Source organism: Pseudomonas sp. Xaverov 83 (assembly GCF_019352905.1).
Lineage (GTDB): Bacteria > Pseudomonadota > Gammaproteobacteria > Pseudomonadales > Pseudomonadaceae > Aquipseudomonas > Aquipseudomonas yamanorum.
In genome coordinates this window covers 1-16,635 of the sequence record NZ_JAAAFU010000048.1, presented here as the reverse complement: position 1 = coordinate 16,635, position 16,635 = coordinate 1, and the positions used below count along the sequence as shown (strand labels likewise).

Here is a 16,635-nt window from a genome sequence, read left to right as displayed (position 1 = left end):
CATTTTTTTATCACTTGATCCAGGGCATTGTTGATTACCAGCTATAACGCACGCCCACGTTGGCACCCCAGGGCTGATCAATACGCTTGCCTTTCGCATGTTCAAAGTCGGCATGCAACTGCAGGTTCTGGGACAAGGACACCGCAACCCCCGCACCGAATTCCGCACGGCTGCCCGAGAGATCGTTATTGAACGCCTGGTTATTCACCGACACCTTGTTGTTCTTGGCAAATTCATGAGCGACCGCACCGCGCAAGTAAGGCTGTACAACGCTACCGCTATCGAGCACAAAATCACGGCCGACAGTCACCCCCAATTTACCCAGGACCGAGTGGGTGTGATCGCCCTTGGCCTGCATCCCGTTATCCAGTTGGTAGCTCTTGCCCTTGGCAGTCATCACCGACGCTTGGGCAAACGGTTCAACGAAGAACCCATCATCCAACCTGATATTACGCCCGACCTCTGCCGAAACACCCAAAGCATTAGTAGCGTAGTCACCCTTAGCCTGTGTGCCATCGCTCAACCCCACCTTGGAGTCATTGCGCAGGTGGTTCACCTTGGCCACACCGTCAAAGTAGTAGCCACTGTCTTCATCCATCCAGGTGGCGTAGGCACCAACGTAGTAACTTTTGATAGTGCCCGACGTTCCACGGCCAACATCCAGATCTGATTCACTATGACCGGCCATGACCCCCAACAGCCATGGACTGTCCGTCACCGGCATATCCGCACCGAGGGAAAAACCGCGTTGCGATTGCGTGTAGCCATTGCCTGCACCGCCTTTCGCCTCGTACTTGTTGCCATAACTGCGGACCCATCCGCCGGACTCGGCACCGTTGTGACGCAATTCACCCATGCGGCTACGCAGAGAGGACAGCTCGCCATACCACACAGTCGGTGCGGCATTGAACAGCGCCAGTACCGAGCGGGTGCCAGGGCTGATGACCCGCGACGACGGGTCGAGGAACCAGTCGTTGCCGTCTTGCTTGAGCCCATAGGACCACGCCCCCACATCGACCGCACCGCCTACCAGCGAAAACTGCGCATCACCGCCACCGGTATGCACAATACGCACCTCACTCGCACTGACCGGCTCGACGCCGCTGCTGGATAGCAGCAATTGATGGTTGCCGCTGGCGGAACCCGTGATGTTGAGGAAGTCGGTCAAGCCCCGAGCAAAATCGGTGCCCATCACAAACGTGCCGTTACCGGACAGGCTGGCCAGGTCCAACTGGTAAAAGGCGTCACTCGCACCAAACCTGATCATCCCGTCCGACAGGTTCAATGCGCCGACCTGGCTGTTGCCGGTCATGTCCCACAGCGACTGGCTACCGATACTCAACGACGAAACATTTTCCAGGCGACCGGTCAACGCGGCGCGGTTCTGCAAGTCCAGGTGTGTGATACTGCCCGACTCAACAATCACGTTGCCCATCAGTTGGCTGTTGTCGACCCGTACCGTGGCCGAAGACCCATCCTTGACCTCAAGGAGGTTGCCGTTGCCACCGGACAGTGTCGAGCCATTGAGCACCTCAATCGTTGCATTGGCCCCTCTACCCGATAGACCTCTCACCACAATCGCCGCACCGGTTTCGCCGGTCACGTGGGTATTGTCCAGTACCAAGCTATTGGCAAGCACACTACGGGGTTCATTCGTCAGGACTACACCATTGAGGCCGCCTGTGATGACACTTTGGCGGGCATGGGCCTCTGCGCCCTGCAACTGCAAACCGAAACTGCCAGCGTCTATACCCTGCAGGATGCTGCGGTCCAGGTTCAGCACGCTATGGCCTCCGACCACCGCGCCACCGGTAGCCCCGGAAACCACGCTGTCATTGACGGTCGCGCTGGAACCCACGGTGGAGCCTGAGAAACGATTGACCACCAACCCATGGTAGTCGGCACTGGAAATCACGCTGCCATTGATCAACGCATTACTGCTGTACAGCGTGATACCCGAATTGAAATCACCCTGCGCCACAACGCGACTGGAGTCCACATTGACGTTCGAGCCCGCCTGCGCAACAACGGTGCCGAGGACGGTACTCGACTCGCTCAGGTTCAGGTTGGAGCGGGCGGCATAGACGCTCTCGGTGCGTCCCTCTATCACGTTGAGCGTGGCATTTTCCAACGTATAGCTGTCGAGCACGTCGTGAAAGTCAATGGTCTCGGTTCGATTTTCGATCAGCCTTGCCTGAGCGTGCGGGGCGAGAGCCAACAATGATGCAATCGACGCGACTTTAACCACGACGGCCAAAGGATTTAACTTAAAAAGAGACTGGGTAATCATGATCACTCACTCGTTGAACAGGCGTTCCATCACAGAAAAATTCGGCCTGTTTCGAATGCAGTGGAAACTGGCCAGTTACGGCCCGCAAAATTACCGATGAGCGCTAACGATAGATGTAGGAATTATCTGAACACCCTAAGGAAAACCGCGTATCAATGGCGGGAATGGAGAAACGCAACGACGCAAGGAAGCTCATGACAGGTGAAAACCAAAGGGCGCCTAAGCGCCCTTTGGACAACACGTATTACGCGTCATCCTCCCCGAGAACCGGCAGTTCCTCGCAGTACAGCGGCGGCGTAGCCCGGTTTGCGAACAGCGTCCTTGTAAAGCCCTTCTCAGACGGCTCCTCAACGCCATTCACCGTCGCAAAGTATTGAATGGTGACTGAGTTGCGCCCGGCAGGCCTGATGACGGTGGTGTAAGGCTCAATCGTCAGGAAGAAACCATTTGAAACCATATCCGGTGTCAACGGGTCCGAGTCGAACGGTACAGGATCCCCCAATGGCATAGTGCCGGCGTCGTCGCTGCACACCTGCCATTCCAGGCGGACGACAGCGCCATTCTGGAAGTAGGTGGTATTGCCCGGCACTCTGACACGTGCGGAAAAGCTGAACGGATTCAGGTCCGTACAGGCCATACTCGCACCAGCCTTGACGAAAGTCGGCTTCTCCATGACGACTACGTTGGCCTCGACCACGACATTCTGGGAACGAGATCGCTGGAGGTTGTCATTGACGTCCCAGCTCAAGGTATAGAACACCGGAATCGTGCCATTGCCAACCTCCTTGATGATTGACCAAGGCACGGTGAGGGTAACGGTGTCTCCACCGGTTTCGCCATCCAGCTCGGTTGGATCGAAGGGGTGCGCAAAACTGCCCCAATAACCGGTAATGGTGATACCGGGTACCGGCGGAGGAACCTCCCACAGCACGATCTCGACGGTCGCGTCGTTACCGAAATCGCCCGGCAGCAAACGGTTTTCCTCGTCGGGGTCACTGCCGTACACGGTCACCAGGTTGAGCCGAGAGTTTTCCGGGTCTGGCGTCGGGTCGGGGCCGGGGCCGGAAAGATCCACCTTGATGGTTAGCGTGGGCGCGGGGTATTCGTTGCCGTTACGATCAACCACGTAATCGATAACCGTGTCCTCCTCCCCGGTGCCGGCACCATACACGTCGAAGATGATATCGGTATCAACCGGCAGCCTTAGAGGAAACGGCGTGTAATCCCTGACGTTGAAGCGCCCCACGCTTTCGCCGCCCCAGGTGAGGTCAATGACATCCAGCTCCTCTCGCGCATTGGCGTACTGAAGAATTTCCACCGTCACGCCACCGGGCTCGTGAGCATCCGCCAGATCAATCAGCCCGTCAGCCGGCAACAGCGCCAACGGCACCCTCGCCTGCAAAGGATCAGGAACCCCCACCAAGTTCAGCCGGACGGGGCGGGGAACAGATTCCCTGCTTTTGTTACCGGCCAGGTCTGTCAGGATATAAAACAAATAGTAGGCGCCCGCTTCCAGCACTTCGATCCGGTCCCATGGAATAACAAACTCAAGGCTATCTTCCACCGGCACTGTGTCGATCGGTGTAGCAAGCTGCGATGAGGAATACTCCGAGAAATAGACGGTGATCGTGTCACCGTCTGCTCGACCATAGTTCTCGTAATTCGGGTAGGTGCAAACCAATCCCTCATCATGCTCGTCTACATAGAGTTCGTCGATTTCCGGCCCCAGGTCTGTCGGTAATAAAGGAGCAAACGGATGGATATCGTGCTCTTCATCGTCGTCGACATTGAATTTATAGGGTGCCGTCAGATCCACCGCCAATGGCGCGGTGTCTGACTGCGTAGGGAGACTGCCTTCATACAAGATATAGGCAATTTCATACTGCCCCTCATTCAGGCGGGAGGCAGGAATATCCTTTTCAATAATGTCGCCCACATTGATTGCACCGGCTCCCGAATAGCGAAGCGTATACAGAGGTGCTCCCCAATTTGTCACACCTCTATCACGCATCACCAATTCCAGCCGGGCTTCTATAGCAGGTACTTCAAGCGACGGGGCTACAAACGTAACGGGAAGATTTCTTCTTGAAGCCGCTGCCGAGATCAGCCCGTCTGCGTTTAGCGAGCTGAACGTCGGCGCCTCAAACTCAAAAATACCGCCCCCATACTTGGAGACATACTCTCGATTGAGTTTTCGAGAGGCAAGCGCGGCCTGTTGCTTTTTATTAAAGATAGTCATCTACGTTCTCCATAAGCGAATTATTAACGCCGGTTACCACTTCAATGTCACAGACGAAACGAGAAATCGCTCGCCTTGAACCGAATAGTTGGCCCCGCCTCTAAAACACTTGAGACCACTATCGAAGCTCAACTTTATGACTGGGCTGACTCACAAGCTCGCCAGGCTAGTCCTGCTCCCCGTCTTCGTCAGGACCGCAATAACGCCCACTGGAATAGCGCTGATCAATCTTGACTTGCCGCTCTCGTGCCCGGCCTATGATCCTGGTGCCACGGAGCACTTCGTAAGACACCAGTGCCGAACTCCCCACGCTTGCCGGATTGTCCGACCGTATGGGTTTTATCTTTTCTTCATAGTTATCTTGCTTAAATACATAGCCGTTCTCCACTTCCTCCGCCGAAAGGAAATGCAGCAAAGAGTCTTCGGTCCCCTCAATGGGGCCGGTAAAAAATCCCTCATAACCCTGCCAACTCAACGTGACCGCATCGCCCTCCCTGAACTGTGTATTTGCCGCAATTTCCACGGGGATATGGTCCCACATGGGGGGTACAGTCTGACAATTTACCCACACGTCTGGAGTTGCACTGGGGAACCGAACTTGTGTAAGACTCAATATAGGAACCACGGCCACTGTCACGCTGGTGAAGTTGGCCAATTGTTCATTAACGCCATTAGAGGTCGTGTAATAAACAGGCATTCTGTCGTCATTGCCTGCCCCCATAATCACACTCCACGGAATATCACTGAACTCGACAATACTGCCTTCCTCATCCCCCTTACTTACATCCACCGTATAGTGTGCAACCGGCACAGTGTTAATGGGAAAGTTTCCCCAATACAACGTCAACTCTTCGCCATCCCGAGGCCGGTGGTACAACGGAACACTGGCGTAAATACGCTGATCCTGATCACGTATATCAATATGGTTCTCTGTCGTGGAACCCTCGCCCCAGACCATCACGGCAGGCAGATCGAGATTCAGCAGTTGCGGTGCACCGCTGTGGTCTTGCCCCGCCACCGTGAAGTTCCATTTGATCATCGTCGGTGGGCTGGGAAGGGTGGGGAGCGTTCCACCGGCGCGAGTAATGGTGTACGTGGCAACCCCGGAAGCTGGCCCCGCCCCCTGGGCAATCAACGTTTCCCAAGGAATTCGGACATCAAAGGGCAACTCTGTGACCCGCTGTGGCGATAACGTTGTAGAACCCCATGTCACCGTGACATGGTCATCCTCCTGCCAATTGTCGTACAGCACCTTCCCCACAACCCCAAGGCGCGCATCCTGGCGATCAATCAAGCCGTTAACCATCGCCGGAATGACCAGTGGCTGGAGGTCGGAGGGCGACGCGTCCAGGTTCACAACGACCGTTATCTGGTTTGATCGCGGCCCCGCGTTACCGGAACGATCGCGCAACACGATATGCATGTATTGAAGACCGTTTGGATAAAGGCGAAACAAATCCCCAGGGACGGGAAAAACCAACGGTTCAGTTTCAGTAGGAAAGTCAAAAAAACCATCAGGCGTATTCCGGTCGTGTGGTGGTGTCACATTCGATAGGTAATACTCAACCCGGTCCCACGCGCGACGGCCGGTGTAAAAGGGTACCCGCATGTTCACAGTCGGGTTCTCAGCCAGATAATCCTCATCGATGAGACTCACGGGAAATTCAGGCCCCTGGGGGGAGATATTATTGTTGGGGGGCGTACGGTCCAGCACTAACACGCGCGTTGGTGAGGGGGTGGGCAAGTTGCCCTGTTCAAGCACCTCATAGCTCAGCAACACGGTGCCGTCGTTCTCCAGATACCGTCGCTCGACTGGAATACGCAGTGGAAAAAGATCTGGATCAATCGGGCCATTGAACCGCCGGCGCAAGAGCGGCTCCCCCTCACTACCACTACGCCGCCAATGAACGACCAGGATGTCGAAACTCCCAGCAGGCGCGGACTCTGGCCAAAGCTCCTCGATGACCACCTCCATATCGGAATCAAGGTACTCGCGTGGGATATACCCCTCGAGGATGGGGGGTACGGCATCATCAAGGATAGGCACCTTGATCTCGGAAAATGACAAAATATTGCTTCTAGAGACACGTCTGCGACGAGCGTTGGAAGTGTTCATATAAATGTCCTGCCGACGATGCACTGGGAGATGCCCTTGGCAAGGATTAAGCACCCAAATACCACGCTTGGGTACTGTCAAAACTAACAGGTAGGCATGGCCGCTCGTCGGTTTCGACACCTGTGTCGGCGCCGCATTGGCTTGACGGATCTTCTGAGTTGGTGTTTCCTGAAACCGGTTTCAGACATCCTTGCCGGTGCTTGATGACCTCCAACTCCAATAAGAAAGGCCCTGCACCGTGACCTCTTTTTCCGCCGCCCAACGCAGCCGCGTGACCATGCTTGACGTAGCCGAACGTGCCGGTGTGTCCAAGGCCAGCGTTTCGCGCTTTATCGGCGACGACCGCGCCCTGCTCTCCGACGCCATCGCCCTGCGCATCGAGCAGGCCATCGATGACCTCGGCTACCGCCCCAACCAGATGGCCCGCGGCCTGAAACGCGGGCGCACCCGCCTGATCGGCATGCTGGTGGCCGACATCCGCAACCCCTATTCGATTGCCGTGATGCATGGCGTGGAAACTGCCTGCCGCCAGCACGGCTACAGCCTGGTGGTGTGCAACACCGACCGCGATGACGAGCAGGAGCGCCAGCACCTGGCCGCCCTGCGTGCCTACAACATCGAAGGGTTGATCGTGAACACCCTCGGCCATCACCTCGACCAATTGCTGGAGCTGCAACGGGAAATGCCCCTGGTGCTGGTGGACCGCAAGGTCGAGCCGCTGCACAGCGACCTGGTGGGGCTGGATAACCCGGTGGCGGTGCGCATGGCCGTTGAGCACCTTGAGCAGCAAGGCTATCGCGAGCTGCTGTTGGTGACTGAAGCCACCGACGGCACCAGCTCGCGGCTGGAACGCCTGGACAGTTTCAAGGCAGAGATTGCCAGCCGTCCGATGTTGACCGGCGCGGTACTGGAGTTGGACGGCAAACTGGAACAGCGTCTGCGAAAGTTTCTAGCCAAATCCGGCCCCAAGGCGTTGTTCTGCGCCAACGGAATCGCGGCACTGGCGTGTACCCGTGCATTGAAAAATCTAGGCTGCGACCTGTTTGCGGACGTGGGCCTGATCGCCCTGGATGACCTCGACTGGTACCCGCTGGTGGGCAACGGCATCACCGCCCTCGCCCAGCCCACCGAGGCCATCGGCGCCAAGGCCTTCGACTGTTTGCTCAAGCGTTTGCGCGGCGATACCGAGCCGACGCGCACCCTGGATTTCTTGCCGCAACTGATCATTCGAGGCTCCACCAGGCGCCCGTAGCAGCTGTCGAGCCCGGGCGAGGCTGCGTTTGCGATGTGTCAGGTACACCGCCAACGCAGCCTCGCCCGGGCTCGACAGCTGCTACGGCTGGTTCAATTCAACATTTTGCGAATAAAAATGAAACCGGTTTCAGAGGTCCACAACAATGCATAAATACCCCGTCTCCATCAGCCTTTCCAGCTATGGCGCCGACCTGGTCCGCCAGCAGGGCCAGCTGAGTTTCGTCTCGGTGCTGGCCGCCGCTGGCGCGCAACGTATCGAATGGCGCGAAGAACTGCTGACCACCGAACAACCGCTGGAACTGGCGCAAGCCGCGGCCGATCAAGGCCTGGAATGCGTGTTCTCCTCGCCCCTGGAACTCTGGGTGGCCGGCCGCTCGCAACCCAACGCCGAACTGGCCGCCACCCTCGACCGCGCCCAGGCGTTTGGCGCCCGATGGCTGAAAGTCTCCCTCGGCTATTTCACCGACACCAACGACCTGGACAGCTTGAGCGCCCTGCTCAATCGGCATCCGGTCAAGCTGCTGGTGGAGAACGACCAGACCCTGCACGGCGGGCGCATCGAGCCGATGCAGCGTTTTTTCAACGAAGTCGAACGCCTGGCCGTGCCGGTAAAAATGACCTTCGATATCGGCAACTGGCAGTGGCAGGACCAATCCGCGACCACCGCTGCACGCCTGCTGGGCCGCCACGTGGATTACCTGCACTGCAAGGCCGTGGCCCGCCGCGCCGACGGCAAGCTGGTGGCCCTGCCGCCGGGCGCCGCCGACCTGCATCTGTGGGAACAACTGCTCAAGCATATGACTCAAGGTATTACCCGGGCCGTGGAATTTCCGCTGCAAGGTGATGATCTGGTGCAGATCACCGCGCAGCAGGTCGCCGCCCTCGCCGTCCTTGGCCAGCCCCGCGTGGAGAATGCCCATGTCTGAGATCGATATCCTGTCGTTTGGCGAAACCATGGCGATGTTTGTCGCCGAACAGACCGGCGACCTGGCCCAGGTCGCGCAGTTTCACAAACGCATTGCTGGCGCCGACAGCAACGTCGCCATCGGCCTGTCGCGCCTGGGTTTCAACGTGGCGTGGCTGAGCCGGGTGGGCGCCGATTCCCTCGGGCGTTTTGTGGTGGACACCTTGCAGAACGAGGGCCTGGACTGCGGGCATGTGGCGGTCGACCCGCTGCACCCCACGGGTTTTCAACTCAAGTCCCGCGAAGAGGCCGGCGACGATTCGCAGGTGGAGTACTTCCGCCGTGGCTCAGCCGCCAGTTACCTGTCTGTCGAGGCGATCAAGCCCGAGCTGTTGCAAGCCCGCCACCTGCACGCCACGGGCATCCCGCCGGCACTGTCGGACGCCACTCGCGAGCTGTCGCGCCAGTTGATGACGCAAATGCGCGAGGCTGGCCGCAGCGTGTCCTTCGACCCGAACCTGCGTCCGTCCCTGTGGGCAAACGAGCAACGCATGATCAGCGAAATCAACGCCCTCGCCTGCCTGGCGGATTGGGTGTTGCCGGGATTGAGCGAAGGCCGTTTGCTCACCGGTTTTGAAGACCCGGCCGACATCGCCGCGTTCTACCTCGACCAAGGCGTGGAAGCCGTGGCCATCAAGCTCGGCCCCCACGGCGCGTATTACCGCACACAACTGGACCAGGGTTTCGTCGCCGCCGTACCCGTGGCCAAGGTGGTCGATACGGTCGGCGCCGGCGATGGTTTTGCGGTAGGCATGATCAGCGCGTTGTTGGAAAACCTCAGCTTTGCCGAGGCCGTGCAGCGCGGTAACTGGATCGGTAGCCGCGCGGTACAGAGCCGTGGCGACATGGAAGGCTTGCCGTTCAGGACCGATCTGCCCCACACCCAGAAAGCCGGTTAGTCCGCATCACCCAGTTACCTGTTGCCACAACTACAACAAGCTCAGGAGCAACCTTATGGAACCGTTGAAACTCGCCACCCGCCGTTGGTGGTACATCATGCCCATCGTGTTTATCACCTACAGCCTGGCGTACCTGGATCGCGCCAACTACGGCTTCGCCGCCGCCTCCGGGATGGCCGAAGACCTGATGATCACCCCGGGCATGTCGTCGCTGCTCGGCGCGCTGTTCTTCCTCGGCTACTTTTTCTTCCAGGTGCCGGGGGCGATCTACGCGCAGAAGCGCAGCGTCAAGAAGCTGATTTTCGTCAGCCTGATCCTCTGGGGCGGCCTGGCCACCCTGACCGGCATGGTGTCCAACGCCTACATGCTGATCGTGATCCGCTTCATGCTCGGGGTGGTGGAAGCCGCCGTGATGCCGGCGATGCTGGTGTACCTGTGCCACTGGTTCACCCGCGCGGAACGCTCCCGGGCCAACACCTTCCTGATCCTCGGCAACCCGGTGACCATGATGTGGATGTCGGTGGTCTCGGGCTATCTGGTGCAGCATTTCAGCTGGCGCTGGATGTTTATCATCGAAGGCTTGCCGGCGGTGATCTGGGCGTTTATCTGGTGGAAGTTGGCGGATGAAAAACCGGCCGATGCCAAATGGCTGAGCGCCCAGCATAAAAAAGACCTGGAAACCGCCCTCGCCGAAGAACAGGTGGGTATCAAGGCGGTGAAGAACTACGCCGAAGCCTTTCGCTCGCCCAAGGTGATCATCCTCGCGCTGCAGTTTTTCTGCTGGAGCATTGGCGTGTATGGCTTCGTGCTGTGGCTGCCGTCGATCCTCAAGGCCGGTTTGAAAATGGACATGGTCGAGGCCGGCTGGCTGTCTGCGCTGCCATATCTGGCGGCGGTGATCGGCATGCTGGTGGTGTCCTGGGGCTCGGACAAACTGCAAAAGCGCAAACGCTTTGTGTGGCCGCCGCTGTTGATCGCTTCCATCGCGTTTTATGCGTCCTACGTGCTGGGCGCCGAACACTTCTGGTGGTCATACACCCTGCTGGTAATCGCCGGGGCGTGCATGTATGCGCCGTACGGGCCGTTTTTCGCAATCGTCCCCGAGATCCTTCCGGCCAACGTCGCCGGCGGCGCCATGGCGCTGATCAACAGCATGGGCGCCCTCGGATCGTTCGGCGGTTCGTATCTGGTGGGCTACCTCAACAGCAGCACCGGATCGCCCGGGGCCTCGTACCTGTTGATGAGCGGTGCGCTGCTGGTGTCGGTGGTGTTGACGATCTTTCTCAAGCCAGGCGCCAGTGACCGCGAGCGCGCCCCGCTGCATTCTCTTGAATTGAAGGTAAAGACCTGATGAAAAAGTCTGTCGTGCTCTACAAGAAACTCTCTGCGCCGCTGATGGCCCGCCTGCATGAACAGGCCGAGGTCACGCTGATCGAGGCGCTGGATGAAAGCGGCCTGGCCAAACTGCGTGAGGCCTTGCCTACGGCCCAAGGGTTGCTCGGTGCCAGCCTGCGCCTGGATGCGAAACTGCTGGATCTGGCACCGAAGCTTGAGGCCGTGGCCAGCGTGTCCGTCGGCGTCGACAACTACGACATCGACTACCTGACCGGGCGCGGCATCCTGCTCAGCAACACCCCCGACGTACTGACGGAAACCACCGCTGATACCGGCTTCGCGCTGATCCTCGCCACTGCCCGGCGCGTGGTGGAACTGGCCAATATGGTGCGCGCCGGCAACTGGAACCAGAACATCGGCCCACTGCATTTTGGCAGCGACGTGCACGGCAAGACCCTGGGCATTATCGGCATGGGGCGTATTGGCGAAGCCTTGGCCCAGCGTGGGCACTTCGGGTTTGGCATGCCGGTGATCTACCACAGTCACTCGCCAAAACCTGCAGTGGAGCAACGTTTTGACGCGCAATACCGCAGCCTGCCGGACCTGCTCCGGGAAGCCGACTTTGTGTGCCTGACCTTGCCGCTGACGGCTGAAACCGAAGGTTTGATTGGCGCTGAAGAGTTCGCGCTGATGGGCCCGGAGACGATCTTTATCAACATCTCCCGAGGCAAGGTGGTGGACGAGCCGGCGCTGATCGAGGCGTTGCAACAGCGCACTATTCGCGCGGCGGGACTGGACGTGTTTGTGCGCGAGCCGCTGCAGCATGATTCGCCGTTGTTGCGCTTGAGCAATGTGGTGGCGACGCCGCACATCGGTTCAGCGACTCATGAGACACGGGAGGCGATGGCCAAGTGCGCGGTGGACAATCTGCTGGCGGCGCTGGCGGGTGAGAAGCCGAAGAATCTGGTGAATCCGGCGGCCTGGAAACACTGATTACTGTGGGAGCTGGCTTGCCTGCGATAGCATCACCCCGGTGTACCTGATGTACCGAGGCGTCCGCATCGCAGGCAAGCCAGCTCTCACATTTTTGATCGCATTTCAGATCAGATGACGAACCTGGCCACCATCCCGTTCAAATCCACCGCCAGTCGCGACAGCTCATGGCTGGCAGCTGAAGTCTGGTTGGCACCCGCCGCCGACTGGGTCGCCAGGTCGCGGATGTTCACCAGGTTGCGGTCCACTTCGCGAGACACCTGGGCCTGTTCTTCCGACGCACTGGCGATCACCAGGTTGCGCTCGTTGATCAGGCTGATGGACTGGGTAATCTGCTCCAAAGCCACACCGGCAGCCCGTGCCATTTCCAGGGTGCTTTGGGTGCGCTGGTTGCTCTGCTGCATGGATTGCACGGCTTCACCCGTACCACTCTGAATGCCAGCGACCATTTTTTCGATTTCCTGGGTCGATTGTGCCGTGCGATGGGCCAGGGCCCGCACTTCATCCGCCACCACCGCAAAACCACGCCCGGCTTCACCGGCACGTGCCGCTTCAATCGCCGCGTTGAGGGCCAACAGGTTGGTCTGCTCGGCAATCGCGCGAATCACGTCCAGTACCTTGCCAATGTCCCGGCCTTGAGTAGCCAGGCCCTCGATCAGCACCGAGGTGTTTTGCACGTCCTGGGTCATCGTCTGGATCGCACCCACTGTTTCCACCACCCGGTCGCGCCCTTCCCGCGCAGCCTGGTTGGATTGACTGGAAGCCTCGGAGGTGGACACCGCGTTGCGCGCCACTTCTTCCACGGCGGCGGTCATTTCGTTGACCGCGGTGGCGGCCTGATCGATTTCGTTGTTTTGCTGTTGCAAGCCTTTGGAGGCTTCTTCGGTGACGGCGCTGAGTTCTTCAGCGGCTGAAGCCAACTGCGTGGCCGAGCCGGCGATGTGCTGGATGGTCTGGCGCAGGTTGTTCTGCATCGCGGCCAAGGCGCCGAGCAGGCGAGCTGGTTCGTCCTTTCCGTCGACTTCAATGAGTTTGGTCAGGTTGCCACCGGCGATGGTTTCGGCAGCTTCAACGGCTTTTTGCAACGGGGTAACGATGCTGCGGGTCAGCAGCCAGGCCAGCAGCACAGTCATCAGTGCAGCGACCACAGCCACCGCGATGATGCCGGTGATTGCGTTCTGGTAACTGTCGCCCGCTTCAAGCGAAGCGACCTTCGCGCCTGCACTGTTGATGGCAATCAGCTTGTTCAACTGTTCGCCCATCAAGTCGGTACCGTCCTTGATCCGCGAGTTGATCAGTTTGAGCATGTCATCGGTCTTGTTCTGGCGCGACAGCTCGATCATTTCCTGTTGGGCCACCAGGTAGGCGTCCAGGGTGCTGGCAAACTGTTTATAAAGTGCCGCCTCTTCGCCTTCGGCCGGCAACGCCGCATAAGCTGTCTGGGCCTGGCGCACCTTGTCGGTCAACACGCCCATGCGTGTCTGGGCCTCTTGCAAGCCGGCGGGGTCACGGTTGACCAGTACACGGAAAGACAGGATGCGCAAACGCAGGACGTTTTCCGTCATCACCCCCAGGAAACCGACGCTGGGCAGCTCATTGGTTTCCATCTCCGTGGTGGCCTGGTGAATCACGGCCATCCGGTTGACCGCAAACACTCCCAGGACAACGACGAGTAACGCAATGAAGGCAAAACCGAGAAAAGCTCGAGGTGCGATATTCAGGTTACGAAGGGACATAGGGGGCGCTCTTAGAAGTAGTGGCTGCGAGCATCCCTGCCGCGACACGGTCAGTGGGCGTCAACGCGCCGCTCTGACCGGCTGGCGCCACTGTTGTAATAGGTATGTGGGCCTATAAACGGTATCGGCCGACTTGAGGATTTAATGGGGGATGTTTCGAAATATTTTTTCACACTTCTGACAACTGGCACTTTCTGGCATCCTGCGCCTCCTTTTTCCTACCCGGGCCCGTATTTTGTCTGACAATCAAACCCCTCGCCCCCGTTATAAATCCGACCTGATCTACGGCCTCGACGACCGCCCCCACTTCAGCGCGGCGATATTCGCCGCCCTGCAGCATGTGCTGGCCAGCTTTGTCGGCATCATCACTCCGACGTTGATCGTCGGCGGCGTGCTGGGCCTGGAAAGCGAAGTGCCGTACCTGGTGAGCATGGCGCTGTTTGTGTCGGGCCTCGGCACCTTTGTGCAAGCCCGCAAGTTCGGCCCGGTGGGTTCGGGCCTGCTGTGCCTGCAAGGCACCAGTTTTTCGTTTATCAGCGTGATCCTGAGCGCCGGTTTCATGGTCAAGGCCCGGGGCGGCGGCACCGATGAGATCCTGTCGACGATCTTCGGCATCTGCTTCTTCGCGGCGTTTATCGAAGTGGTGCTCAGCCAGTTCATCGGCAAGCTGCGCAAGCTGATTACCCCGGTGGTCACCGGCACCATCATCACCTTGATGGGTTTGTCGCTGATCAAGGTGGCGGTCACCGACATGGCCGGCGGCTATGGCGCCAGCGACCTGGGCGCCGCCGGCAACATGGGCCTGGCAGCCCTGGTGTTGCTGACCATCGTAGTGCTCAACCGCTTCAATAACCCGTTCCTGCGCCTGGGTTCGATCGTGATCGGCCTGACCCTGGGTTTTGTAGTGGCCTGGTGGATGGGCCGCGTCGACCTGGCCGCCCTGCCCCAACTGCCGCTGATCAGCGTGCCGGTGCCGTTCAAATACGGTTTCTCGTTCGACTGGGTAGCGTTTATCCCGGTGGCGGTGATCTTCCTGATTTCCCCGCTGGAAGCCGCCGGTGACCTGACGGCCAACTCGATGATTTCCCAACAGCCGGTCAAGGGCCCGCTGTACATCAAGCGCATCAAATCCGGCCTGCTGGCCGACGGCCTCAACTCGGTGATGGCGGCCACCTTCAACAGCCTGCCCATGGTGACCTTCGCCCAGAACAACGGCGTGATCCAGTTGACCGGCGTGGCCAGCCGTTACGTGGCGTACTTCATTGCCGGGCTGCTGGTGCTGTTGGGCCTGTTCCCGATGATCGGCGCGGTGTTGCAACTGATGCCCAAGCCGGTGCTGGGCGGCGCCACCCTGATCATGTTCGGCACCGTGGCCGTGGCCGGGATCAAGATCCTCGCCGAAGCCGGCCTGCACCGGCGCAACGTGCTGATCGTGGCAATCTCCCTGGGGATGGGCCTGGGTGTGGCGGCAGTCCCGGAAGTACTGCGCGAGCTGCCCAAGACCCTGCACAACATCTTCGAGTCGCCGATCACCGTGGGTGCGTTCTGCGCTATCGTGCTGAACATCTTCCTGCCTGAGGAGTTCATAGAACTGGAAGAAGATGAATTTGATCCGGAAGCCTCCACCCTCAAAGTGATGCAGGACCCGGACGTCACGCAATAGGAGAACCCGTTTTATGCGCAAGCTCATGGTTTTGTCACTGCTGCTACTCACCCTGAGCGCGTGCGCGCTGTTCCCCAACCGCGACCCGGTGAACATCAACGTGGTGGGCATCGAGCCGCTGCAAAGCCAGGACCTGGAAGTGCGTTTCGCGGTGAAGCTGCGGGTGCAGAACCCGAATGAAACCGCGATCGACTACAGCGGCGTGGCCCTGGATCTGGAGGTCAATGGCCGGCCGCTGGCGTCCGGGGTGAGTGACCAAGGGGGTTCGATCCCACGTTTTTCGGAGACGGTGCTGACGGTGCCGGTAAGTGTTTCGGCGTTTTCCGTGTTGCGCCAGACCCTTGGCTTGAGCCAGACCCAGAGTTTGAATAACCTGCCCTACGTGTTGCGCGGGAAACTCGCGGGTGGCCTGTTCGGCACCATGCGCTTTGTGGATCGCGGGACCCTGGACTTTCCCAACACTGCCACTTGGTAACGACATGGATGTGCAACCTACGCTGTATACCGAACGCCTGATCCTCAGGCCGCTGACGCTGGAGGATGCCGAGGGTGTCCAGCAGGAGTTTGCGCACTGGGAAGTGGTGCGTTATCTGAATGCTCAGGTGCCTTGGCCGTACCCGGCGGATGGTGCGCGCAGCTATCTGGAGCATGTCGCGTTGCCGGCCATGGCGCGGGGGGAGGAATGGCATTGGTCGATCCGCCTGAAGAGCGCGCCGGAGGTGTTGATTGGTAATGTCAGCCTGATGGATGAGGTGGATAACAACCGGGGCTTTTGGCTGGCGCCGCAGTGGCAGGGCCAGGGGTTGATGGCCGAGGCCAGTGCGGCGGTGACTGAGTATTGGTTTGAGGTGCTGGAGCGGCCCGTGATGCGCGTGCCCAAGGCGGCGCCGAACGTGGCGTCTCGCAGGATTTCCGAGCGGACGGGGATGCGGTTGGTCAGGACGGATGAGGGGCAGTTTGTCGCTGGGAGTTTGCCCAAGGATATCTGGGAGATTACCCGGGAGGAGTGGCTGGAGGGGCGGCGGGGCTGAAGTGGGTTTTGGGTGTATATCCGTTATTTAGGTAACGGCCGCCTAGGGTTCCGCTCTTACAGCGGCTCACTTTTGAACAGCGCAAAAGTAAGCAAAACGCTCTTGCCCCACCACT

The 16,635-nt window shown here is 59.2% G+C and carries 12 protein-coding genes; 8 read left to right on the top strand and 4 right to left on the bottom strand.

What is annotated here, in order from left to right:
• Window positions 1–34 precede the first annotated feature (34 nt).
• The 3 genes from K0H47_RS15310 to K0H47_RS15300 form a co-directional block, all read right to left on the bottom strand.
• Window positions 35–2,149, bottom strand: coding sequence for an autotransporter outer membrane beta-barrel domain-containing protein (locus K0H47_RS15310; protein ID WP_374106758.1), 2,115 nt, complete (start codon window positions 2,147–2,149; stop codon window positions 35–37).
• A gap of 385 nt (window positions 2,150–2,534) precedes the next feature.
• The gene (locus K0H47_RS15305) at window positions 2,535–4,529 is read right to left on the bottom strand and encodes a hypothetical protein (protein ID WP_219273121.1); all 1,995 of its coding nucleotides are present in this window, start codon (window positions 4,527–4,529) and stop codon (window positions 2,535–2,537) included.
• 166 nt (window positions 4,530–4,695) lie between these two features.
• Entirely contained in the window at window positions 4,696–6,645 is a 1,950-nt protein-coding gene (locus K0H47_RS15300) for a hypothetical protein (RefSeq protein WP_063029542.1), read from the bottom strand.
• A gap of 238 nt (window positions 6,646–6,883) precedes the next feature.
• Here K0H47_RS15300 and K0H47_RS15295 point away from each other — a divergent pair, with 238 nt between their 5' ends.
• The 5 genes from K0H47_RS15295 (at window position 6,884) to K0H47_RS15275 (ending at window position 12,090) form a co-directional block, all read left to right on the top strand.
• A complete protein-coding gene (locus tag K0H47_RS15295) occupies window positions 6,884–7,897 on the top strand; it encodes a LacI family DNA-binding transcriptional regulator (RefSeq protein ID WP_063029540.1) in 1,014 nt (337 codons plus the stop codon).
• 145 nt (window positions 7,898–8,042) lie between these two features.
• Window positions 8,043–8,825: a sugar phosphate isomerase/epimerase gene (locus tag K0H47_RS15290; protein ID WP_201140251.1), complete on the top strand. Its 783-nt coding sequence runs from the start codon at window positions 8,043–8,045 to the stop codon at window positions 8,823–8,825.
• A complete protein-coding gene (locus tag K0H47_RS15285; RefSeq protein ID WP_219273119.1) occupies window positions 8,818–9,762 on the top strand; it encodes a sugar kinase in 945 nt (314 codons plus the stop codon). Before K0H47_RS15290 ends, K0H47_RS15285 begins: the two co-directional genes overlap by 8 nt.
• 55 nt (window positions 9,763–9,817) lie before the next feature.
• Window positions 9,818–11,113 carry an MFS transporter gene (locus K0H47_RS15280; RefSeq protein WP_063029537.1) on the top strand — a complete coding sequence of 432 codons (1,296 nt, stop codon included), beginning with the start codon at window positions 9,818–9,820 and terminating at the stop codon, window positions 11,111–11,113.
• Complete coding sequence (locus K0H47_RS15275) at window positions 11,113–12,090, top strand: NAD(P)-dependent oxidoreductase (protein ID WP_177072172.1); 978 nt, start codon at window positions 11,113–11,115, stop codon at window positions 12,088–12,090. The genes K0H47_RS15280 and K0H47_RS15275 overlap by 1 nt, the downstream gene beginning before the upstream one ends.
• A gap of 110 nt (window positions 12,091–12,200) precedes the next feature.
• On the opposite strand, the gene K0H47_RS15270 is transcribed toward K0H47_RS15275, so the two are convergent.
• Window positions 12,201–13,826, bottom strand: coding sequence for a methyl-accepting chemotaxis protein (locus K0H47_RS15270; protein ID WP_093209349.1), 1,626 nt, complete (start codon window positions 13,824–13,826; stop codon window positions 12,201–12,203).
• A 235-nt stretch (window positions 13,827–14,061) separates the two neighbouring features.
• Between K0H47_RS15270 and K0H47_RS15265 the strand changes: the two genes are divergently transcribed.
• The 3 genes from K0H47_RS15265 to K0H47_RS15255 are packed head-to-tail and all read left to right on the top strand — an operon-like array spanning window position 14,062 to window position 16,520.
• A complete protein-coding gene (locus tag K0H47_RS15265; protein ID WP_177027433.1) occupies window positions 14,062–15,489 on the top strand; it encodes a nucleobase:cation symporter-2 family protein in 1,428 nt (475 codons plus the stop codon).
• A gap of 13 nt (window positions 15,490–15,502) precedes the next feature.
• On the top strand, window positions 15,503–15,964 hold the full coding sequence (locus K0H47_RS15260) for an LEA type 2 family protein (RefSeq protein ID WP_063029533.1): 462 nt from the start codon (window positions 15,503–15,505) through the stop codon (window positions 15,962–15,964).
• Window positions 15,965–15,968: 4 nt separating this feature from the next.
• Window positions 15,969–16,520, top strand: a complete 552-nt coding sequence (locus K0H47_RS15255; RefSeq protein WP_093209334.1) for a GNAT family N-acetyltransferase — start codon at window positions 15,969–15,971, stop codon at window positions 16,518–16,520.
• The last annotated feature ends 115 nt before the right edge of the window (window positions 16,521–16,635 follow it).

Coding starts and splice junctions, on each gene's coding strand:
- K0H47_RS15305 (WP_219273121.1), bottom strand. CDS start 4,529: ATGACTATCTTTAATAAAAAGCAACAGGCCGCGCTTGCCTCTCGAAAA.
- K0H47_RS15300 (WP_063029542.1), bottom strand. CDS start 6,645: ATGAACACTTCCAACGCTCGTCGCAGACGTGTCTCTAGAAGCAATATT.
- K0H47_RS15290 (WP_201140251.1), top strand. CDS start 8,043: ATGCATAAATACCCCGTCTCCATCAGCCTTTCCAGCTATGGCGCCGAC.
- K0H47_RS15285 (WP_219273119.1), top strand. CDS start 8,818: ATGTCTGAGATCGATATCCTGTCGTTTGGCGAAACCATGGCGATGTTT.
- K0H47_RS15280 (WP_063029537.1), top strand. CDS start 9,818: ATGGAACCGTTGAAACTCGCCACCCGCCGTTGGTGGTACATCATGCCC.
- K0H47_RS15275 (WP_177072172.1), top strand. CDS start 11,113: ATGAAAAAGTCTGTCGTGCTCTACAAGAAACTCTCTGCGCCGCTGATG.
- K0H47_RS15270 (WP_093209349.1), bottom strand. CDS start 13,826: ATGTCCCTTCGTAACCTGAATATCGCACCTCGAGCTTTTCTCGGTTTT.
- K0H47_RS15260 (WP_063029533.1), top strand. CDS start 15,503: ATGCGCAAGCTCATGGTTTTGTCACTGCTGCTACTCACCCTGAGCGCG.
- K0H47_RS15255 (WP_093209334.1), top strand. CDS start 15,969: ATGGATGTGCAACCTACGCTGTATACCGAACGCCTGATCCTCAGGCCG.